We start from the raw sequence: 20,563 nt of genomic DNA, 5'->3' as shown, positions 1-20,563 counted from the left end.
AGAGCAGCGGTTTCGGATCCACCTTGCGGGCCAGCGCCATCACCCACGGGACCACGAACGGGGCCAGGATCGCGTCGTAGAGCACCGCGGTCAGCAGCAGCTTCGTCAGCCCCACCTCGCGCACCGCGCCGTCGCCGACCAGCGCGCCGACCGCCGCGTAGAGCACCGTGGTGCCCGCCGCGGCGACCGCGACCACCGCGATCGGGGTGAGCACCGAGCGCCGGGGGCTGCGCGAGGCGAACATGCCCGCCACATAGCCGGTCAGACACAACACGAACGCGTACCGACCGGCCGCGTGGTCCGCCGGCGGCGCCAGGTCCGCGCACAGGCCCGCCGCGAAGCCGATCACGCACCCCGAGGTCGGCCCGTACGTCAGCGCGAGTGCGACCACCACCAACAGCAGCAGGTCCGGCACCGCGCCGGGCAGACCGAGCCGGGCGAGCACGCTCACCTGGACCACGAGTGCGACGACGATCAGCAACGCGGCGTAGAACACGCGGGAGATCCGCACCGTCTCAGTCCCTTCCGGTCGGTGGGGTCGTGCCGCCGGCCGGCGGCTTGGCGTTGGTACTGCGGTTGCCCGCCGTGGCCGGTTTCGCGGCCGAGGCGCCGCGCGGCGGCTCGGTGCTCGCCGGCGGCGCGGGCGGCGCCTGCTGGGCGGGCGGCGGCGCGGGTGTCTCCGGGGTCGGCGCCGGCGGCAGTATCGAGTCGCGCGGATCGGTGCGCGGCGGCTCGATCACCACACCCACCGTGTCCAGGCTGGAGAAGCGCACGTAGGACTTCACCTGGACGCTGCGGGTCAACTCGCCCGGGGTGTTGCGCACCTCGGCGACCTCGCCCACCGGCACGCCCGGCACGAACGGCTTGCCGCCCTGCGAGCCGAACGTCACCAGCCGGTCGCCCTTCTTGACCTGGGCCTGTCCGTTGAGCAGCTTGAGGTTCATCGGCTTGCTGCCGCGGCCGGAGGCGATCCCTATTTCCATCGACCCCGCCAGGCGCGAGCCGACCGAGAAGCCGGGGTCGGTGGCGAGCAGCACGGTCGAGGTCATCGGGCCGACCTGGGTCACCCGCCCGACCAGACCGTCGCCGTTGATCACGGTCATGTCGGGTTTGATGCCGTCGCCGGCGCCCGCGTCGATGGTGACCGTCCAGGAGAAGCCCTGGGCGGGGCCGATGGCGACCACCCGCGCGGGTTTGATCCGATACTGGCCGGCCGCCGAGACCTTGAGCAGTTTGTCGAGTTCGGCCGCGCGGTTGCGGTCGAACTCGATGTTGTCCACCTGTTGCCGGAGTTTGGCGTTCTCGTCCTGCAGGCGCTTCTTCTCGCCCTCGTGGGAACCCGCGTCCTTGACCGCGTTCACGGCCCGGCCGACGGGGTCCACGGCGGCGGAAACGCCGCGTTCGGCGGGGCCGAACACGGCCGACGCCCAGTCGCGCACGTTCGCGATGGGCGAGTTCCGGCCACCGCGGATGTCCACGGTGATGAGGGCGAAGGAGATCGCCAGCAGCAGCACGAGGACCAGCCGACCATGCCGGGAGTCCCTCACGATGCGCGCCCGCCCCTTTCGTACATTGCGGCGCTGGTGGGCAGTTGTGGTGTGTGGCCGCGTCGGATCGGGCACGGAGGGCGGCGCGTCGGGCCGACCGCCTCCGTCTCCCGGTCAGCGGCGCGGTTGGGCGTCCAGTACCTGCTGAAGCTTCTCGTACTCCTCGACGCACTTGCCCGCGCCCAGAGCCACCGAGTCCAGCGGGTTGTCGGCGATGTGGATCGGCATGCCGGTCTCGGTCCGCAGCCGCTCGTCGAGGCCGCGCAGCAAGGCGCCGCCACCGGTGAGCACGATGCCGCGATCCATCACGTCGCCGGCGAGTTCGGGCGGACACTGGTCCAGGGTGCTCTTGACCGCGTCCACGATGGTGTTGACCGGTTCCTCGATGGCCTTGCGGACCTCGGAGGTGGAGATCACGATCGTCTTGGGCAGCCCGCTGACCAGGTCGCGGCCGCGGATCTCGCTGTGCTCGTCCTCGCCGAGGTCGAAGGCCGAGCCGATCGACATCTTGATTTCCTCGGCACTGCGCTCGCCCAACAGCAGCGAGTATTCCTTTTTGACGTAGGCGATGATCGCGTTGTCCAACTCGTCGCCGGCCACCCGGATCGACTGCGCGGTGACGATCCCGCCGAGCGAGATCACCGCCACCTCGGTGGTGCCGCCGCCGATGTCGACGACCATGTTGCCGGTCGCCTCGTGCACCGGCAGGCCGGCGCCGATCGCGGCGGCCATGGGTTCCTCGATGATGTGCACGCTGCGCGCGCCGGCCTGGCTGGACGCCTCGACCACCGCGCGGCGTTCGACGCCGGTGATGCCGGAGGGCACGCAGATCACCACGCGCGGACGGGCCAGGTAGCGGCGGCGGTGCACCTTGAGGATGAAGTAGCGCAACATCCGCTCGGTGATCTCGAAGTCGGCGATCACGCCGTCCTTGAGCGGTCGGATCGCCACGATGTTGCCGGGCGTGCGACCGATCATCTTCTTCGCCTCGGCGCCGACCGCCAGGATGCCCCCGGTCGTGGTGTTCTTGGCGACCACCGACGGCTCGTTCAACACGATGCCGCGGCCTCTGACGTACACCAGCGTGTTGGCCGTACCGAGGTCGACCGCCATGTCACGACCGATGAACGACAAGTTGTTCGCCATAAAAAAACCTAGGGCCTTCCCGAGCTCGCAGCCATGAGGACATGAGCCGGCCGAGGGACGTCGCGTCCGGGACGCCGAACCGGCCGACCACAATCGTAGGCACGGTCCGACGGCGGCAGGAACGCGAAGTTCCGGGGCACGGCTGCACCCTCCATCCACCATGACGTGATCACCGGGTGAGGGGTTGCGTGCCACGCGCGGCGAATGGAGGGATTTCCCTCTAACAGCGCACGCGCGGCGCCCGATCGGCACTCCCGCGCTCGCGCGCGGGCGCACCCGGCGTGTTCGTGAAAAAATTCCACGCCCGATGCGGCCCGCGCGCGTCGCGCGGCTCCGGGGGGCGTGCCGGCACGGGGTCCGCCCCGGGCATCGCGGCCGAGCCGTCAGGCGTGCTCGGGGAAGAAGTTCTTGATCTCGCGCTCGGCCGACTCCACCGAGTCGGAGCCGTGCACGATGTTCTCCCGGGTGATGGTGGCGAAGTCGCCGCGAATCGTGCCCGGCAGGGCCTTGATCGGGTCGGTGACGCCCGCGAGCGTGCGGAACGACTCGATCACGCGCTCGCCCTCGACGATCATCGCCACCGACGGCGCCGAGGTCATGAACTCCACGAGCGGGGCGTAGAACGGCTTGCCCTCGTGCTCGGCGTAGTGCCGCTCGATCGTCTCGCGGTCCATCACGCGCAGATCGAGCGCGGTCAGGGTGAAGCCCTTGCGCTCGATGCGGCCGATGACCTCGCCGACGAGACCGCGGCGGACTCCGTCCGGCTTGACCAGGACGAGCGTGCGCTCGGACATGGGGCTCCTTGCTTGATCGGAGAGGGGGGCTCGGTACGGGTGTTGCGCCGTACGGATGTTGCGCCGTACGGGTGTCGCGACCCTACGAACGGGTCAACGTCCAGAGCCTATCCGGGGTAACGCCCGGACCTTTCGGCCGTATCCCGGATCACTCGGCCGTGGCCTCGCGGGCCGCCTTGGCGGCGTCGATGATCCGCCCGACCCGGATGCAGCCGTACCAGATGAGGCCGAACACCACGCCGATCAGGAACATCATCGGGACCACGAAACCGGTCAGGAACAGGCCGGCCTGGAGCACCCAGCCCGCGGTGATCGCCCACGGCTCCTTGAGCTTGGCGCACAACCACACGCACACCAGCGCCGAGGGCCCCGCGACCGCCCACAACACCCCGGTGGAGATGTCGGTGAGCTGCATGGCGACCAGCGCGGCCAGGCAGATCACCAGGGCCTGGCCGATCAGGTGGGTCGAACACAGCGCGCGCATCCTCAGGCGTCCCTTCCGTCGGTCCGGCCGGTTCCGGCCTCGCGCCCGCCGCCCTTGAGCAACACCCGCGCCTCGCCGACGGTGACCACCGAGCCGGTGATCAGGACGCCGGCGCCGCCGAGGTCGCCCTCCTCCTCGGCCAGGGTGACCGCGGCCTCGATCGCGTCGGGCAGGGCGGGCTGTACGTCCACCCGGTCGGCGCCGAAGACCTCGACGGCGAGCGCGGCCAGTTCGTCGACGGGCATCGCGCGCGGCTGCGAGTTCTGCGTGACCACGACCTCGGCGAGCACCGGCTCCAGGGCCTCCAGGACGCCCCTGACGTCCTTGTCGGCCATCACCGCGACCACCCCGACCAGGTGCCGGAAGTCGAACGAGTCGGTCATCGCACGGGCCGTGGCCAGGGCGCCGGCGGGGTTGTGCGCGGCGTCGATCAGCACGGTGGGACTGCGTCGGACCACTTCGAGGCGACCCGGGGAGGTGACCGACGCGAACGCCTCGCGGACCAGGTCGGCGTCCAGCGCGCCGGCGCCGGTGAGCCCGGGTCGGTCCGCCGTGCCGACGCCCAGGAACGCCTCCACGGCGGCCAGCGCGACCGCGGCGTTCTCCGCCTGGTGCATGCCGTGTAGCGGCAGGAAGACGTCCTCGTACTCCCCCGCCAGTCCGCGCAGGGTGAGCAACTGGCCGCCGACGGCGAGGTCGCGCCGGACCACGCCGAACTCCATGCCCTCGCGGGCCACCGTCGCGTCCACCTCGACCGCGCGCCGCAGCAGCGACTCGGCGGCGTCGGCCGGCTGCCGGGCCAGCACGACCAGGCTGTCCTTCTTGATGATCCCGGCCTTCTCCACCGCGATCTCGCCGGGCGTCGAGCCGAGTCGGTTGGCGTGGTCGACCGCGATCGGGGTGACCACCGCGACCGTGCCGTCGACCACGTTGGTCGCGTCCCACGTGCCGCCCATGCCGACCTCGACCACCGCGACGTCCACCGGGGCGTCGGCGAACGCCGCGTACGCCATGGCGGTGATCACCTCGAAGAAGGACAACCGGTGCTGCTGCGCGGCGTCGACGATGTCGATGTAGGGCTGGATGTCGCGGTAGGTCTCGACGAAGCGTTCGGCGCTGATCGGCTCGCCGTCCAGGCTGATCCGCTCGGTCATCGACTCGACGTGCGGGCTGGTGTAGCGGCCGGTGCGCAGCCGCAGCGCGCCCAGCAGGCTCTCGATCATCCGGGCCGTGCTGGTCTTGCCGTTGGTGCCGGTGATGTGGATGACCGGGTAGGCCCGCTGGGGTTGGCCGAGTACGTCCATCAGCGCGACGACACGTTCGGTGGAGGGGTCGAGCTTGGTCTCGGGCCAGCGCCCGACCAGTTCGGCCTCGACGGCGCGCTGTGCGGCCAGGGCCTCGGCGGAGTCTGTCACGGGTGTCACCGGTTCTGATCGAGTTCTTCGGGAGCTGGTCGAGTGCCGGCCGTGCGCGCGGCCCGGGTGTGTCCGGGCCGCGCGGCCGTACGGGTCAGGCCGAGGGCAGCCGGTCCAGCTGGCCCCGGATGCGGGCGATGTCGGCCTCGGCGCCGGCCAGCTTCTCCCGGACCTTTTCCACCACGTCGGGGGCGGCCTTGGCGAGGAAGCCCGCGTTGCCGAGCTTCCTGGTGTTCACGTCGCGGACCTTCTCCGCCTCGGCCAGGTCCTTGGACAGCCGCTTGCGCTCGGCGGCGAAGTCGATCGCGCCGGACAGGTCCAGTTCGATCAGGGCGCCCGCGACCGGGAAGGACGTGGTCGCCGAGAAGCCCTCGCCGGCCGGTGTGCAGCGGGCGAGTTGACGCAGCGCCGCCTCGTGCGCGGCGATCGCGGTGCCCGCGAGCGAGATGTTGGCCGGCACCCGCTGGCCGGGCTTGAGGCCCTGGTCCGAACGGAATCGGCGGACCTCGGTGATCACCTGCCGAAGGGTGGTGATCTCGGCCTCGGCGGCCGGGTCGGCGAACCCGCTCGGCGCCGGCCACGCGGCGACCACCAGCGACTCGCCGCCGGTGAGCGTGGTCCACAACTCCTCGGTGACGAACGGCACGATCGGGTGCAGCAGCCGCAGCGTCACGTCGAGCACGTGGCCGAGCACGCGCCGGGTGGCCTGGGCCGCGGCCTCGTCGTCGCCGTTCAGCGGGAGCTTGGCCAGCTCGACGTACCAGTCGAAGACCTCGTCCCAGGCGAAGTGGAACAGCGTGTCGGACAACTTCGCGAACTGGTAGTCCTCGTAGTAGGCGTCCACCTCCGCCACCACCGCGTCCAGGCGGGACAGGATCCAGCGATCCGTCGCCGACAGGTGCTCGGCGGCCGGCATCGGGCCCTCGACGGTGGCGCCGTTCATCAGCGCGAACCGGGTGGCGTTCCAGATCTTGTTGCAGAAGTTGCGCGAGCCCTGGACCCAGTCCTCGCCGATCGGCACGTCGGTACCGGGGTTGGCGCCGCGGGCCAGGGTGAAGCGCAGCGCGTCGGTGCCGTACGCGTCCATCCAGTCGATCGGGTCGACCACGTTGCCGAACGACTTGGACATCTTCTTGCCGAACTGGTCGCGGACCAGGCCGGTGAGCGTGATGGTGTGGAACGGCGCCCGGCCGTCCATCGCGTACAGGCCGAACATCATCATCCGGGCGACCCAGAAGAAGATGATGTCGTGGCCGGTGAGCAGCACGTCGGTCGGATAGAACTTGGCCAGGTCGGCGGTCTGTTCGGGCCAGCCCAGAGTGGAGAAGGGCCACAGGCCGGAGGAGAACCACGTGTCCAGCACGTCGGTGTCCTGCGTCCAGCCCTCGCCGGTGGGCGCCTCGTCGTTCGGGCCCACGCAGACCGTCTCGCCGTTCGGGCCGTACCAGACCGGGATCCGGTGGCCCCACCACAGCTGGCGCGAGATGCACCAGTCGTGCATGTTGTCGACCCAGGCGAAGTAGCGCCCGGCCAGCTCCTGCGGGTGGATGGCCACCCGGCCGTCGCGCACCGCGTCGCCGGCGGCCTTGGCCAACGGCTCGACCCTGACCCACCACTGCATGGACAGACGCGGCTCGACGGTGGTCTTGCAGCGCGAGCAGTGCCCCACGGCGTGCGTGTACGGGCGCTTCTCGGCGACGATCCGACCCTGCTCGCGCAGCGCGGCCACGATCGCGAAGCGCGCCTCGTAGCGGTCCAGGCCCTCGAACGGGCCGTGCGCGGTGACGATCGCGCGCTCGTTCATGATCGTCGGCATCGGCAGGTCGTGCCGGCGGCCGATCTCGAAGTCGTTCGGGTCGTGCGCCGGGGTCACCTTGACCGCGCCGGTGCCGAACTCGGGGTCCACGTGCTCGTCCGCCACGATCGGGATCCGCCGACCGGTGAGCGGCAGTTCGATCTCGGTGCCGACCAGGTGCGCGTAGCGCTCGTCGCTCGGGTGCACCGCGACGGCCGTGTCGCCGAGCATGGTCTCGGCGCGGGTGGTGGCCACCACGATCGAGGCGTCGCCCTCGCCGTAGCGGATCGAGACCAGTTCGCCCTCGTCGTCCTGGTGTTCGACCTCGATGTCGGAGATCGCGGTCAGACAGCGCGGACACCAGTTGATGATGCGCTCGGCGCGGTAGATCAGCTCGTCGTCGTAGAGCCGCTTGAAGATGGTCTGCACGGCCCGGGACAGGCCCTCGTCCATGGTGAAGCGCTCGCGCGACCAGTCGACGCCGTCGCCGAGCCGGCGCATCTGGCCGAGGATCCTCCCGCCGTACTCTTCCTTCCACTGCCAGACCCGGTCCACGAACGCCTCACGGCCCAGGTCGTGGCGCGACTTGCCCTCCTTGGCCAACTCGCGCTCGACCACGTTCTGGGTGGCGATGCCGGCGTGGTCCATGCCGGGCAACCACAGCGCCTCGAAGCCCTGCATACGCTTGCGGCGGGTGAGCGCGTCCATCAGCGTGTGCTGGAACGCGTGACCGAGGTGCAACTGCCCGGTCACGTTCGGCGGCGGGATGACGATCGTGTACGGCGGCTTGTCGCTCTTGGCGTCGGCCTCGAACCAACCCGCGGCTACCCAGCGCTCGTACAGCTTCCCCTCTACCTCGGCGGGGGTGTACTGGGAGGGAAGGGCCTGCGGCTGCTCGGCGGCAGCGGCTGCGGGAGTGGTGTTCTCGGTCACCGCCCCAGTCTACGGAAGGCGCGTGGGCGCCTTCGACGCGGCGGGGAGACCGCGGCGGCGCGGCGGGCGCGGGCCGGTTTCGCGTCGACGACGTCCCGCGCTTGTCACCGTGCTGTCACCACGCCCCCACCGCTCGACGGGCACCGCTAGCTTGCGGTACGAGCCGTTCCGGTTTCGACGATCACGCGTCGGTCGAGGCGTCGGGAGCGGCCCGATATCCGTGAGTTCTCGAATCCGGGGGGATTTTCGTGCGTACTCGCACCACGACACTGCTCACCGCCGTCACCGTCTCGCTGCTCGGGGCGACCGTGCTGACGGGTTGCCAGGCCACGGGCGACAAGGACGACAAGGCCGACCGGAGCGGCCCGGCACAGGCCACGACGGCTCTGCCGGACAAGGCCCCGTCGACCGCTGCCGTCACGAAGCCGCCGACCCTGCCGCCCGGCAAGGACGTGTCGACCGCGCCGTCGGCGTCGGCCCCGTCGGGCCGGCCGGCCGGCTCGGACGGTGTCCTCCGGCTCCGGCCGTCCGTCCAGGCCGGTGGCCTGGCCCGGCTGCTCGACGGGCCGAGCGACGTCCCGGTCGATCCGGGCGAGGTGCGCTCGCCCGCGAACAACGTGCTGGTCGCGGCGTACGGCGCGACCGGGTCCGGACCGCGCTCGGTGCTGTTCGTCGGGGTGGACGGGATGACCGGGATCGACGGGAAACGTCTGGAGCACATGGTCCGCGGCATGGTCGACCACGTGGACGCCACCGAGGGCGGCGTTCCGTCGGGACTCGCCATGAAGGGTTACGACCCGGGCCCGCTGGGCGGCACGCTGGAGTGTGTACCGGCCCAGGACGCCCGGCCGGCGGCGATCTGCGGGTGGGCGGACCGGTACACCACGGCCGTGGCGTACTTCGACCGGTTGTCGGCGGACCAGGCGGCGGTGAAGTTCAAGGCGATGCGCGCGGACCTGGAGAAGTAGCGGCCCGTCGGCGACGCGCGGGCCGGCCGGTCGAACGCCGGTTCGCGCGTCGCCTCGCGGCCCCGCCGTCGTTGTACCGGATACCGATGACGTACGGCCGGACCGCGGGGCGGTGGGGGCGATGGACGACGGATACGGCGGCGGGCAGGGGCCCGGGACGGGTGGGGCGGGGTATCCGTTCGGCCCGCCGGGCGACCCGGATCCGGGCGGGAGCCGGTCGCGGGAGCGGCTCGTGCTCCTGGCGGGCGTAATCGGCAGTGCGCTCGTGGTGACGGCCGCCGTGGTGGCCGTGCTGCTGCTCCTGGACACCGGGGGCGACGAGGCCCGCCCACCGCGTGGCCTGCCCACCGCGCCGGTCGCCGCGCGGATGTCCGGGCCGCTCGCGATACCCACCACGATCGAGGGCCGCGGGCCGGTGGCCCGCACCGAACTTCCCCCCGCGGTGGCCGAGTTGACCGCGACGATGGCACGCACCTTCGCCGACGCGCGCACCGAGGTCTTCGGCGGCGCACAGATCCGGGAAACGGTGTTGCCGACCGTGGCGAGCAGGCGCGAGGCGGCGCCGGTGGCCTACGTCCGGGACTTCGTACCGGCGGTCGCGACGCCCGAGGAGGCGCCCGTATCCGGCGGTCCGCCGGGGCTGCTCCGGTGCCGGCACAACGCCACGACGGCGATGTGTCTGTGGGGCGACGAGCACGATCCGATCTATGTCAGCGACGGCGCGGGCACGGCCCACGCCCGCCTGGTGATCGCGAACATGTACGCGGGCACCGCCCGCTAGGGCGGGTCTTCGGGCCCGGTCGGGCATCGGGGTCGGGGCGCGCACGCCACCCCGACCCGGCCCGGATCAGGCGCTCTTGTCGCGCCGCTCGCGCTTGACCACGTCGCGCGGCACCAGCGTGGGGTTGACGTGCTTGAGCACCACCTGGTCGGTGACCACCACGCGGGCCACGTCCTTGCGGGACGGGACCTCGTACATCACCGACTGGAGCACCTCTTCGAGGATCGCGCGCAGGCCGCGGGCACCGGTGCCGCGCATGATCGCCTGGTCGGCGATCGCCTCCAGCGCCTCCATCTCGAAGTCCAACTCGACGCCGTCGAGTTCGAACAGCCGGCGGTACTGCTTCACCAGCGCGTTCTTGGGCTCGGTGAGGATCTGGATCAGCGCCTCGCGGTCCAGGTTGTGCACCGAGGTGAGCACCGGGAGCCGGCCGATGAACTCGGGGATCATGCCGAACTTGAGCAGGTCCTCGGGCATCACGTCGGCGAACGAGTCGGCGCTCTCCACATCGCGCTTGGAGCGGATCTGCGCGCCGAAGCCGATGCCCTTGCGGCCGACCCGGCCCTCGATGATCTTCTCCAGGCCGGCGAACGCGCCGCCCACGATGAACAGCACGTTCGTCGTGTCGATCTGGATGAATTCCTGGTGCGGGTGCTTGCGCCCGCCCTGCGGCGGCACACTCGCGGTGGTGCCCTCGATGATCTTCAGCAGCGCCTGCTGGACACCCTCGCCGGACACGTCGCGGGTGATCGAGGGGTTCTCGCTCTTGCGAGCGATCTTGTCCACCTCGTCGATGTAGATGATCCCGGTCTCGGCCTTCTTGACGTCGTAGTCGGCCGCCTGGATCAGCTTGAGGAGGATGTTCTCCACGTCCTCGCCGACGTAGCCCGCCTCGGTGAGCGCGGTCGCGTCGGCGATGGCGAACGGCACGTTGAGCATCCGGGCCAGGGTCTGGGCCAGGAGCGTCTTGCCACAGCCGGTCGGCCCGAGCAGCAGGATGTTCGACTTGGCCAGTTCCACGCCGTCGTCGCGCGAGGCCTTGCCCGACTCGCCGGCCTGGACCCGCTTGTAGTGGTTGTACACCGCCACCGAGAGCGCCTTCTTGGCGACTTCCTGCCCGACCACGTAGCCGTCGAGGAACTCGTAGATCTCCCGCGGCTTGGGAAGCTCCTCGAACTTCAACTCGGAGGACTCGGAGAGCTCCTCCTCGATGATCTCGTTGCACAGGTCGATGCACTCGTCGCAGATGTAGACACCCGGACCGGCAATGAGCTTCTTCACCTGCTTCTGGCTCTTTCCACAGAACGAGCACTTGAGCAGGTCGCCACCGTCACCGATGCGTGCCACGAGGTGCATCTCCTTCGCCTGGGCCCCGGATGTGTACCGGACCTGGTGCCTGGTCTTTCGACGGTACCCCGCCGGAATCTCCGCTCCCCCGGTTTCCCCCGGTTTTGACCATCAACCGGTCACCGTTGTCCGGTCGGCGGCAAGCCGCCGACCGGGCGGGGACAACTAGCCGACGACCTTCCGAGGCGCCGTGATCTCGTCGATGAGGCCGTACGCGAGCGCCTCTTCGGCCGTCAGAATCTTGTCGCGCTCGATGTCGTCGCGAATCTGCTCGATCGGCTTTGTCGTGTGCTTGGCGAGCATCGTCTCCAGCATGGTGCGCATGCGCTGGATCTCACGAGCCTGGATCTCCAGGTCGCTGACTTGCGCGCGCCCGGTTTCACTGTACGGCTGGTGGATGAGGATGCGGGAGTTCGGCAGCGCCATTCGCTTGCCCGGAGTTCCCGCGGCGAGCAGGACGGCCGCGGCGGAGGCCGCCTGGCCCATGCACACCGTCTGGATGTCGGGGCGCACGAACTGCATGGTGTCGTAGATCGCGGTGAGCGCCGTGAAGGACCCGCCGGGCGAGTTGATGTACATCGAGATGTCCCGATCGGGGTCCATCGACTCGAGCGTCAGCAGCTGCGCCATCACGTCGTTGGCCGACGCGTCGTCGACCTGGACGCCGAGGAAGATGATCCGCTCTTCGAACAGCTTGGTGTACGGGTCCTGCTCGCGGTAGCCCTGCGACGTGCGCTCGATGAAGCGCGGCAGGACGTAGCGGCTCTCGGCGCTGCGCGAGGCCAGGGGTGCCAGGCCCTCGGGCCGGTGGAACAGATTGTCGTTCATGAAATCTCAGCCCTCCGGGACTGCGGACTCGACTCGGTTGCCGGGCGACCGGTGACCCACCTTCAGCACGTCTCGGCTGTGCGGTCGGTCGGTACGGACGCCGGGATCAGCTGGTGCTGCCGGTGTTGGGAACCTCGGCCGCACTGCGAACCACGTGGTCCACCAGGCCGTATTCCTTGGCCTCTTCGGCGGAGAACCAACGGTCGCGGTCCGAGTCGTGCTCGATCTTCTCGGGGGTCTGCCCGGAATGGTGTGCGATCAGGCGAGTCATCTTGCGCTTGGTGCGCAGCAGCTGCTCGGCCTGGATCTTGATGTCGGACGCCGAGCCGCCGAGGCCGGCGGACGGCTGGTGCATCAGGATCTCGGAGTTGGCCAGCGCGATGCGCTTGCCGGGGGCCCCTGCGGTCAACAGGAACTGGCCCATGGAGGCGGCCAGGCCCATCGCGACGGTCGCGACATCGTTGCTGATCCACTGCATCGTGTCGTAGATCGCCATACCGGCGGTGATGGAGCCACCGGGCGAGTTGACGTAGAGCCAGATGTCCTTCTCCGGGTCCTCCGCGTTCAGCAGCAGCAGCTGGGCGGAGATCGCGTTGGCGATCTGGTCCTCGACGACCGAGCCGAGGAAGATGATCCGCTCGCGCAGCAACCGGTTGTAGACCTGGTCGTCGAGCCCCATCCCACCCGGCTGAGATGCACGCGAAGTGGGCACCGCGAGCCCCGGAGTCACGATCTGCGGATTCGTCACGTATCCACCTGCTCGTTTCCGACGGCAATCCCGAGCCGTCACGAAGTCGACCTTGGGAGGCACCTGCTTTTGTGGCGGGTGACCCCCTTCGTACAGCGACCCTAACGCGCGGATCGTCGCAGGCCATCCCAGACTCAGGACTGTTCGCCCAGAGCGCAGCAAGGCGATATCCGGCCGGTGACGGGGTAGTCGCGCGCGGATCGGGCCCGGATCGACCACCGGGCCCCGGATGCCGCCACGGAGGCGTGTGCGCCCCTCTCCGGGCCTTCGGAGCATGCCGACGGGCCCGGCCCCCGCCGAAGCGGGGACCGGGCCCGGGTGTCGCGTGCCGCGCCGGTCGTGGCCGGTGCGGGAGGGTGGATCAGGCCTCGGTCTTGTCCGCCGCGGCCTCGTCCGTGCCGGCCTCGTCCGTCGCCGCGGCCTCTTCGGTCTCGGCGTGGTCGTGGCCCTCGTGGTCGTCCGCGTGCAGGTCGACGCCGAGGCCGACCTCGTTGCCCGAGGCGTCCTTGGCCTTGGCACCCTTGGCGATGACCTCCAGGGCCTTGCCGCGGGCGACCTCGCCGACCAGGACCGGCACGTAGCCGGACTGCATGACCTGCTGGGCGAACTGGTCGGGGCTCATGCCGGACTGCTGCGCCCGCTGGATGAGGTGCTGGGTCAGCTCTTCCTGGTTGACGGAGAGCTGCTCCTTCTTCACCACCTCGTCGAGCACGAACTGGGCGCGCATGCCCTTGCGCACGCTGTCCTGGAGCTCTTCCTCGTACTCCTCGGCGGTCTGGCCCTGGATCTCCAGCCACTTGGCCAGGTCCATGCCCATCATGCCGAGCTGCTGCTCCAGCTGACCGCGGCGCTGCTCGATCTCCTCGGTGACGATGCTCTCCGGCAGCGGCACCTCGATCTGCTCCAGCAGGGCTTCGAGGACCTTGTCCCGGCCCTCGTTCTGCTGGTCGTGCAGCTTCTGGTGGTCCAGCTTCTCGCGCAGGTCCGCCTTCAGCTCGTCCAGCGTGTCGAACTCGCTGGCCAGCTGCGCGAAGTCGTCGTCGAGCTCGGGGAGCTCCTTGGCCTTGACGGTGGTCACCACGACCGAGACCTCGGCCGTCTGCCCGGCGGCGCTGCCGCCCTGGAGCTCGGTCTCGAAGGTCTTGGTCTCGCCGGCCGACGCGCCGATGACGGCGGCGTCGAGGCCGTCCAGCATCGTGTCGCCGCCGATCTGGTACGACATCGCCTTCGCGACGCCGTCCTCCAGGACCTCGCCGTCGACCTTGGCCTCGATGTCGATGACGACGGTGTCGCCCTCGGCCGCGGCCCGCTCGACGGTGTTCAGCGCACCGAAGCGGTCGCGCAGCTCCTCGATCTTCTCGGCGACATCCTCGTCGGTGACGGTGATGTCATCGACCTCGACCTCGATGCCGGAGTAGTCCGGCAGCTCGATCTCGGGACGGGTGTCGACCTCTGCGGTGAACTTCAGATCGGCGCCGCCGGCCAGCTCGGTCACGTCGGTGACCTCGGTGACCTCGGGCTGGCCCAGCACGCGCAGCTCGTTCTCCTCGACGGCCTTGCCGTACGACGAGGACAGGATGTCGTCGAACGCCTCGACGAAGACGGCCTCGCGACCGAAGCGCTGGTCGATGATGCGCGCCGGGATCTTGCCCTTGCGGAAGCCCGGGACCGTCACCTGCTTGCCGATCTTCTTGTACGCCGCGTCGAGGCTGGGCTTCAGCTCCTCGGAGGGAACCTCGACGGTGAGCCGAACCCGGGTCGGGTTCAACGTCTCGACGGCGCTCTTCACGGTAAGGGTCTCCTTGCTGCGGGCTGTTCTTCCGGGCCTGTGCATCTTGCCTGACGGCACACTGAAGGTTCAGAACCGGTGGTACCGATCCATCCTGCAGCGAATTCTCGATGTGGTGGTCGGGGCGGGGAGACTCGAACTCCCGATCTCCTGCTCCCAAAGCAGGCGCGCTAGCCACTACGCTACGCCCCGTGGCGCCCGATGAAGTCTAGAGGACGACACGCTAGAGTCTGCACTGGCCGCGCACCAATCCGCTAACCTAGGCGCCACGTGCACGCCACACCAGCTGCGGGTGTAGCTCAATGGTAGAGCCCTAGCCTTCCAAGCTAGTGGTGCGAGTTCGATCCTCGTCACCCGCTCCAGAGGTAAAGGCCCAGGTCGGAGGTTGTTTCTCCGGACTGGGCCTTTGTCGTGCCCGGACGCGGTGCGCGGATTCGGGGCGGATTCGGTCGGAGGGTCGGGGGCCTCGGTCCCGGCCCGGTGGACCTTGGTCCCGACTTTTTCGGACGGCCGCCGGGTTCCTCGGAGTGGATTCTCGGTTCCGTCGTGGGGGTCGGCCGGCCGGTGGGGCCGATGAGAAAAGTCGGCAATCTCACTTTTTGTCCCGGTCGGCGGGGTCGCTCCGACGGGCTACGCGATGTTGATCGCGGTGATGCCGAGCAGGACCAGGATCGTGGCGACGAGGCGGTGGCGGCCGTAGGTCTCGTGGAAGACGACCGTGCCGATCACGGCGCCGATCACCACCGAGGTTTCCCGCAGGGCGGCGATCGTGGCCAGGGTGCCTCGGGTCTGGGCCCAGATGACCAGGGTGTACGCGGCGATCGACATGGCGCCGCCGAGCAGGCCCCAGGCGCGTTGCGGGTTGCGCTCGCGGGTGGGGTCGCGGCGTGTGCGCAGGTGCAGGACCACGATGGTCGGGGCCGATTCGAGGACGAAGAGCCAGGCCGCGTACGACATCGCCGAGCCGGAGGAACGGGCGCCGACGCCGTCCAGGACGGTGTACAGCGCGATCGCGCAGCCGGTGGCGAAGGCGGCCGCGACCGCGGCGGCCTCGGCCCGGCGCGGTATCCCGCCGGCCAGGGCGAGCACGAGCATCCCGGCCGAGATCACCACCACGCCGACGGTCTGCGTCACGCTGAGGTATTCGTGCAGCAGGGTCACCCCGATCAGTGCGGTGACCCACGGGGAGGTGCCCCGGGCGATCGGGTACACCTGACCGAAGTCGCCCAGCCGATAGGTCTCGAGCAGCAGCAGGTGGTACACCACGTGCAGGGCGGCCGAGCCGAGCAGCCAGGGCCGGGCGCCGGACTCGGGTATGCCGACGAAGGGCAGGCAGACCAGCCCGATGCCCAGGCTCGCCATCTGGATCATGACCATGGTCCCGAGCCGGTCCTTGAGGCCGTGCGCGAGCGCGTTCCAGGCGGCGTGCAGCCCGGCCGAGCCGAGTACGGCGGCGGTGACCGTCGGGGTCACGCGCGAACCGCGAGGTGGTGGTCGCCCCCGGATATACCGCCGGGGAGGGGGAACTCGCAGCCGGACGCGGGTGGCTGATGGCACGTCATTCGGATCATCCAAGCACGGTGGACGCGATAATGGCCGTCCATATGACCCATGACTCCTCCGCCCTCGCCTCCCTGCGCGGTCTCGCGCTCGGCGACGCCCTGGGCGCCCAGTTCTTCGTCCCCGACAACCTCCCCCACCTGGCCGACCGTCGCCTTCCGGACGGCGAGTGGCCGTGGACCGACGACACCGAGATGGCCTGCGTCCTGCACGCCGAGCTGAGCCTGCGCGGGCGCGTCGATCAGGACGCGCTGGCCCGGGAGTTCGCGGTGCGGCACGACTTCGATCGGGGCTACGGGCCCTCGACGAACCGGATGTTGCGCCTGGTGCGTCAGGGCGGCGACTGGCGGACGTTGGCCGCCGAACCGTTCGACGGGCAGGGCTCGTGGGGCAACGGGGCCGCGATGCGGGTGGCGCCGCTGGGCGCGTGGTTCGCGGCCGACCTCGACGCGGTCGTGGAGCAGGCGGCACGCTCGGCCGAGGTGACGCACACCCACCCCGAGGGCGTCGCGGGCGCGGTGGCGGTGGCCGTGGCGGCGGCGGGCGCGGCCATCCTGGAGCAGCCGGAGCCGGCCGACCTCATCGCCTTCGCACGGGACCGCACACCCGCCGGGCTGGTCCGCCAACGCCTGGGCGCCGCACTGGAGTTGGCGGATCGCACGGACTCCCGCGCGGTGGCTCGCACGCTCGGCAACGGCCGTCTGGTGAGCGCCCCCGACACCGTCCCGTTCGCGATCTGGTCGGCGGCCCGGCACCTCGACGACTACGCGGCGGCGTTCTGGTCGACCGCCAGCGCGGGCGGCGACGTGGACACGACGTGCGCGATCGTCGGGGGAATCGTCGGCGTTCGCGCCGAGCCGCCGGCCGGGTGGATCCGGCGGGTGGAGGCGCTGCCGACGTGGTGGCGCGAGGTGATCGAGGCCGCTCGGCTTAAATAGTTGGCAAAGGCGAGGGCGCTGCATCATGATGAGCGCGCTCTCGTCATCCGCTCCCGAACTCCCCTGCCTTGCCGGGTGGTTCGCGCCGCGTCGCACGGGAGCCCTCGGCCCGTTCGCCGTCGGACGCACGTCTCGTGGGGGGACGTCGATCGGCGCACAGTCGCTGCCACCGCTTTCCTGACGACCGATCACGTCCCGTCGATCCGTACCGCCTCGTCCGCTCCCTCGTGACGACGCGGTGCGGTCCTGGACACGGCCGAGATTCCCCGGAGGATTCCGTCTTCATGCGCAAGTCCCTGTTTCGGTCGAGCTCGCTGGTGGTCATCGGTTCGGTGGTGTTCGCGGCGACCGCGTGCGGCTCCGACGACGACAAGAAGACCGAGGGGAAGCCCGCCGCGAGCAGCACGACCACCACGACCCCGGTCACCGCGCCCTCGCCGGCCGCAGGGGCACCGGGCGCGGGGGCGCCGAGCGCGCCGGTCGCCTCGGGTGCCCCGGTCGGAACCCCGCTGACCGCCGCACAGTTGGAGAAGGCGGTCCTCACGGCGGCGGAGCTGCCGCAGGGCACCTACCTCACCCGGGAACCGAAGGCGGCCGGCGAGCGGGTGACGGCGGCGGTGCCCGACTGCCAACCGGTCACCGATCTGCTGCTGCCGCGACAGGGCGCCGTCAAGCCGGTCGCCGCGGCCCAGGCCGCGGTGACGATCGGCGGCGCCCCGACGCCGTCGACGGTGATCACGACCGAGTTGTTCTCGTTCGCGGGCACCGACGCGGAAACGATCGTGGGCAAGGCGCGTACCGCGCTCGCGAAGTGCGGTTCGCTCACCACCAAGGACTCCGAGGGCGAGACGTCGACGGTCGGCCACGCCGAGGCCGCCCACCCCAAACTCGGCGACGAGACGCTGGCGATCCACAGCACTCCGGAGGACGGCGGCAGCGGCGGGCAGGTCGTGGTCCGCGTCGGCGGCACGTTGGTCGTGGTCAGGATCGTCGAGTTCACCGGCACCACTCCCAAGCTGCCGGACACCGCGACGGTGACCAGGCAGGTCGAGAAGGTCGTGGCGGCGGCCAAGGGCTGATCCGTGCCGGTGGGTCGGTCTCGGATCGGCCCACCGTCCCCCGCTTTCGTCCCGGAGCGAATTCGATGAGTATGCGGGCTTTTTGACGGTCGGTCAGGCACCGATGCGGGTGGCGCCGGACGGTTGGCAAAGGCGAGGGGCGTCGGCCATGATGAGGCCCCTCGCGTCGCCCGATCGACGACGTGCCGGTTCGCGTCGGGGTGGGGCACGCCGGGCCGCCTCGTGGCACGCGGTCGGCGATGGCGGTTCGGGTTCCGCCCGTTCGTGTGATCCCGGGCGTCCGGGTCGTCCCGACCCCGTGGTGGGTCGGGCCCGTTGCTTCGGAGGAAGGCGCGTATGCGCAGGATCGTGATCCGGGTGGGCGCGGCGGCGGTCGCCGGGGCCCTGCTCCTGACCGCCACCGCGTGTGGTCGGGACGAGGAGGCGCTGGCGCGCGAGTACGAGGCCGGTCGGGCGTCCGCGCCCGCCGCGGGCAAGGCCGCCGCACCGTCGACGCCGGCCGCCACGACACCGGCCGCCAAGGCCGCGCCGAGCCTGGCCCCGCCGGCCGCGACCACCGCGCCGGAGGAGCCGCCGCCGGCGCTGCCGCCCATCGAGGAGTCGTCCGGGCCGACCGGGGCGGGGAACGGATCCGATCCGGCCGCGCAATCCCGGCTCGACGCCGCGCTGTTGACCGCCGCCGAGATGCCCGCGGGCGCCTACGACGGCTCGCGCGGCGACCCCGAGAGCCGGGAGCGGGCCCAGCAGCCCTCCTGCCAGGCCGTGATCGACCTGCTGCGCCCCGGGCAGGCGGCGACCGCCCCGATCGCGTCCGCCCAGGCGTCGGTGACCAGGGGCGATCCGAACCCGACCGGGTTCACCGTCGTCGAATTGTTCGCCTTCACCGACGCCGGTGCCCGGGACCTGTTCGCGCAGGGCCGCCGGGCGCTGCGCGGTTGCCCGTCGATCACCTCGATCGACGCCGACGGCGCGACCGAGACCGACACGTACGCCGAGATCCCGCACGCCGCGCTCGGCGACGAGTCGCTCGCGGTCGGGATGAGCCCCGGTGCGGGCGGCGCGCTCGGCATGATCGTGGTGCGCGTCGGCCCGACGATCGTCGTGGTGAGCAACGCCGACTTGGCCGCGGCCACACCCGGCCTACCGGCCGACGACCTGGTGGCCCGCCAGATCGCCAAGCTGAGGACCGCCGGCGGCTGACGGGCCGTCGGCCGCCCGTCGCGACCTCTCGGCGCACACGCGGCGAACGGCCCCGACGGGCGGCCGGTTCAGCTCGATTCCCGGACCCGCATCGCCATCCGCCACAACGTCAACTCGCCCGCCACCGCGCCCTCGCCCGCCGCGACGATGGCCGCCGCCACCGCGCGCATCGGGATGACCTCCTCGAAGGCGACCGAGGTCAGCCGCGGCCGGACCATCTCGCACAGCGCCAGATCGTCGGTGCCGACCACCGCGAGCCGCCCCGGCACGTCGAGGCCGGCGTCGGCCAGCGCGCCCAGGAGCAGCGCCGCGTACTCGTCGTTGTAGCCGTACACCCCGTCGGGGCGGTCTCCGGCGCGCCACTCCCCCACGATCCGCGTCGCCTCGGCCGCGTTCTCCGCCATCTCCACCACGCGGACCGTCCCGCCGGCCGCCTCGGCGAAGGCCCGAAAGCCCGCCAGCCGTTCCCGGCCGATCTCGATCAGTCCCGGCTCGCGCGGCACCACCACGGCGAAGTCGCGTCGCCCGCCCGCGATCAGGTGTTCCGCGGCGCACGCGCCGGCCGCCGCGTGATCGATCCTCAGGCTGAGCGCGACCGGCACCGCGCTGTGCCCCAGGGCCACCACCGCGGTTCCGCGCGCGGTGAGGTACTCCACCCCTTCGGCGGACATGCGCTCGGGCAGCACCAGGACCACGGTCGGGTTCAGCGCGCCCCACGCCTTGGCCGCCTCGATCCCGTGCGCGGCGGGGTTGCCGTGGATCACCAGGGTGTGGCCGAGCCCGTGCAACTCGCGGGCCAGGCCGTCGAGGAACCGCTGGATGAGTTGGCCGAACGGCACCACGTAGGTGGGCACGATCACCAGGTCGGTGCGCCCGCGCCGGAGCGAACGCGCGTCCGAACGCGGCTCGTAGCCCAGGTCGGCGGCCACCTCGCGTACCCGCCGTCGGGTCTCCTCGGGGATGCGCGCGTCCTGCACGTCGTTCATCGCGTACGACACGGTGGCGCGCGAAACGCCTGCGGCACGGGCCACATCGGCCCCGGTCGGGGGGCGTCTCGGTGTGCTCATGGGGCGATTGTGGCCCAGTCGCGGGGTGAACCCGGCACTCGGCCGCCCGATCGCCCCCGTGTCGGCACGCCCGCCGGGGGCCGGCCGCACCGGCGCGCCGATACGTCGGAAAGGCCCGGCCCCCACCCGGGACCGGGCCTTTCC

Annotated in this window: 17 protein-coding genes, 2 tRNA genes and 1 pseudogene; 6 read left to right on the top strand and 14 right to left on the bottom strand. The window is 71.0% G+C overall.

The window, feature by feature from the left end; genetic code table 11:
• Window positions 1–4 precede the first annotated feature (4 nt).
• The 7 genes and pseudogenes from mreD to EMA17_RS42745 form a co-directional block, all read right to left on the bottom strand.
• Window positions 5–511 (bottom strand): annotated as a pseudogene (gene mreD, locus EMA17_RS42775) (rod shape-determining protein MreD); the annotation flags it as partial.
• A gap of 4 nt (window positions 512–515) precedes the next feature.
• Window positions 516–1,547 (bottom strand): rod shape-determining protein MreC, encoded by a 1,032-nt coding sequence (gene mreC / locus EMA17_RS42770; RefSeq protein ID WP_126642647.1) that lies wholly within the window; start codon window positions 1,545–1,547, stop codon window positions 516–518.
• Between the two features lie 114 nt (window positions 1,548–1,661).
• On the bottom strand, window positions 1,662–2,681 hold the full coding sequence (locus EMA17_RS42765) for a rod shape-determining protein (RefSeq protein ID WP_026218256.1): 1,020 nt from the start codon (window positions 2,679–2,681) through the stop codon (window positions 1,662–1,664).
• A 395-nt stretch (window positions 2,682–3,076) separates the two neighbouring features.
• Window positions 3,077–3,487, bottom strand: a complete 411-nt coding sequence (ndk, locus tag EMA17_RS42760) for a nucleoside-diphosphate kinase (protein ID WP_126642646.1) — start codon at window positions 3,485–3,487, stop codon at window positions 3,077–3,079.
• Between the two features lie 148 nt (window positions 3,488–3,635).
• Window positions 3,636–3,971: a DUF4233 domain-containing protein gene (locus EMA17_RS42755; RefSeq protein ID WP_078977239.1), complete on the bottom strand. Its 336-nt coding sequence runs from the start codon at window positions 3,969–3,971 to the stop codon at window positions 3,636–3,638.
• A 2-nt stretch (window positions 3,972–3,973) separates the two neighbouring features.
• On the bottom strand, window positions 3,974–5,395 hold the full coding sequence (gene folC / locus EMA17_RS42750) for a bifunctional tetrahydrofolate synthase/dihydrofolate synthase (protein WP_371863130.1): 1,422 nt from the start codon (window positions 5,393–5,395) through the stop codon (window positions 3,974–3,976).
• A gap of 85 nt (window positions 5,396–5,480) precedes the next feature.
• Window positions 5,481–8,114: a valine--tRNA ligase gene (locus EMA17_RS42745; protein ID WP_126642644.1), complete on the bottom strand. Its 2,634-nt coding sequence runs from the start codon at window positions 8,112–8,114 to the stop codon at window positions 5,481–5,483.
• 248 nt (window positions 8,115–8,362) lie between these two features.
• On the opposite strand from EMA17_RS42745, the gene EMA17_RS42740 reads away from it, so the two are divergent.
• The gene (locus tag EMA17_RS42740; protein WP_126642643.1) at window positions 8,363–9,082 is read left to right on the top strand and encodes a hypothetical protein; all 720 of its coding nucleotides are present in this window, start codon (window positions 8,363–8,365) and stop codon (window positions 9,080–9,082) included.
• A gap of 121 nt (window positions 9,083–9,203) precedes the next feature.
• The gene (locus EMA17_RS42735) at window positions 9,204–9,863 is read left to right on the top strand and encodes a hypothetical protein (protein ID WP_126642642.1); all 660 of its coding nucleotides are present in this window, start codon (window positions 9,204–9,206) and stop codon (window positions 9,861–9,863) included.
• Between the two features lie 66 nt (window positions 9,864–9,929).
• Here the strand turns inward: EMA17_RS42735 and clpX are convergent, their stop codons facing one another.
• The 5 genes from clpX to EMA17_RS42710 all read right to left on the bottom strand — a co-directional run bounded on the left by clpX (window position 9,930) and on the right by EMA17_RS42710 (window position 14,767).
• Entirely contained in the window at window positions 9,930–11,210 is a 1,281-nt protein-coding gene (gene clpX / locus EMA17_RS42730) for an ATP-dependent Clp protease ATP-binding subunit ClpX (protein ID WP_126642641.1), read from the bottom strand.
• Window positions 11,211–11,375: 165 nt separating this feature from the next.
• Window positions 11,376–12,038 carry an ATP-dependent Clp protease proteolytic subunit gene (locus tag EMA17_RS42725; RefSeq protein WP_078977234.1) on the bottom strand — a complete coding sequence of 221 codons (663 nt, stop codon included), beginning with the start codon at window positions 12,036–12,038 and terminating at the stop codon, window positions 11,376–11,378.
• A gap of 106 nt (window positions 12,039–12,144) precedes the next feature.
• Window positions 12,145–12,786: an ATP-dependent Clp protease proteolytic subunit gene (locus EMA17_RS54820; RefSeq protein ID WP_371863129.1), complete on the bottom strand. Its 642-nt coding sequence runs from the start codon at window positions 12,784–12,786 to the stop codon at window positions 12,145–12,147.
• Between the two features lie 361 nt (window positions 12,787–13,147).
• On the bottom strand, window positions 13,148–14,575 hold the full coding sequence (tig, locus tag EMA17_RS42715) for a trigger factor (protein ID WP_126642640.1): 1,428 nt from the start codon (window positions 14,573–14,575) through the stop codon (window positions 13,148–13,150).
• Window positions 14,576–14,691: 116 nt separating this feature from the next.
• Window positions 14,692–14,767, bottom strand: a tRNA-Pro gene (locus tag EMA17_RS42710).
• A gap of 96 nt (window positions 14,768–14,863) precedes the next feature.
• Between EMA17_RS42710 and EMA17_RS42705 the strand changes: the two genes are divergently transcribed.
• Window positions 14,864–14,937 (top strand) — tRNA-Gly (locus tag EMA17_RS42705).
• Between the two features lie 268 nt (window positions 14,938–15,205).
• On the opposite strand, the gene EMA17_RS42700 is transcribed toward EMA17_RS42705, so the two are convergent.
• Window positions 15,206–16,048 carry an EamA family transporter gene (locus tag EMA17_RS42700; protein WP_126642639.1) on the bottom strand — a complete coding sequence of 281 codons (843 nt, stop codon included), beginning with the start codon at window positions 16,046–16,048 and terminating at the stop codon, window positions 15,206–15,208.
• Between the two features lie 131 nt (window positions 16,049–16,179).
• On the opposite strand from EMA17_RS42700, the gene EMA17_RS42695 reads away from it, so the two are divergent.
• The 3 genes from EMA17_RS42695 (at window position 16,180) to EMA17_RS52255 (ending at window position 19,352) form a co-directional block, all read left to right on the top strand.
• Window positions 16,180–17,073 carry an ADP-ribosylglycohydrolase family protein gene (locus tag EMA17_RS42695; RefSeq protein WP_126642638.1) on the top strand — a complete coding sequence of 298 codons (894 nt, stop codon included), beginning with the start codon at window positions 16,180–16,182 and terminating at the stop codon, window positions 17,071–17,073.
• Between the two features lie 284 nt (window positions 17,074–17,357).
• Complete coding sequence (locus EMA17_RS42690) at window positions 17,358–18,152, top strand: hypothetical protein (protein ID WP_126642637.1); 795 nt, start codon at window positions 17,358–17,360, stop codon at window positions 18,150–18,152.
• Window positions 18,153–18,488: 336 nt separating this feature from the next.
• Window positions 18,489–19,352 (top strand): sensor domain-containing protein, encoded by an 864-nt coding sequence (locus EMA17_RS52255; RefSeq protein ID WP_160161768.1) that lies wholly within the window; start codon window positions 18,489–18,491, stop codon window positions 19,350–19,352.
• A gap of 68 nt (window positions 19,353–19,420) precedes the next feature.
• On the opposite strand, the gene EMA17_RS42675 is transcribed toward EMA17_RS52255, so the two are convergent.
• Entirely contained in the window at window positions 19,421–20,419 is a 999-nt protein-coding gene (locus EMA17_RS42675) for a LacI family DNA-binding transcriptional regulator (RefSeq protein WP_126642635.1), read from the bottom strand.
• Window positions 20,420–20,563: the final 144 nt, after the last annotated feature.

Origin of the sequence: Embleya hyalina (genome assembly GCF_003967355.1) — a bacterium.
Lineage (GTDB): Bacteria > Actinomycetota > Actinomycetes > Streptomycetales > Streptomycetaceae > Embleya > Embleya hyalina.
The sequence above is the reverse complement of the archived record's forward strand: the minus strand, read 5'-3'. Positions and strand labels throughout refer to the sequence as shown.

Coding starts and splice junctions, on each gene's coding strand:
- ndk (WP_126642646.1), bottom strand. CDS start 3,487: ATGTCCGAGCGCACGCTCGTCCTGGTCAAGCCGGACGGAGTCCGCCGC.
- EMA17_RS42755 (WP_078977239.1), bottom strand. CDS start 3,971: ATGCGCGCGCTGTGTTCGACCCACCTGATCGGCCAGGCCCTGGTGATC.
- EMA17_RS42735 (WP_126642642.1), top strand. CDS start 9,204: ATGGACGACGGATACGGCGGCGGGCAGGGGCCCGGGACGGGTGGGGCG.
- EMA17_RS42725 (WP_078977234.1), bottom strand. CDS start 12,038: ATGAACGACAATCTGTTCCACCGGCCCGAGGGCCTGGCACCCCTGGCC.
- EMA17_RS42695 (WP_126642638.1), top strand. CDS start 16,180: ATGACCCATGACTCCTCCGCCCTCGCCTCCCTGCGCGGTCTCGCGCTC.
- EMA17_RS42690 (WP_126642637.1), top strand. CDS start 17,358: ATGCGCAAGTCCCTGTTTCGGTCGAGCTCGCTGGTGGTCATCGGTTCG.
- EMA17_RS52255 (WP_160161768.1), top strand. CDS start 18,489: ATGCGCAGGATCGTGATCCGGGTGGGCGCGGCGGCGGTCGCCGGGGCC.
- EMA17_RS42675 (WP_126642635.1), bottom strand. CDS start 20,419: ATGAGCACACCGAGACGCCCCCCGACCGGGGCCGATGTGGCCCGTGCC.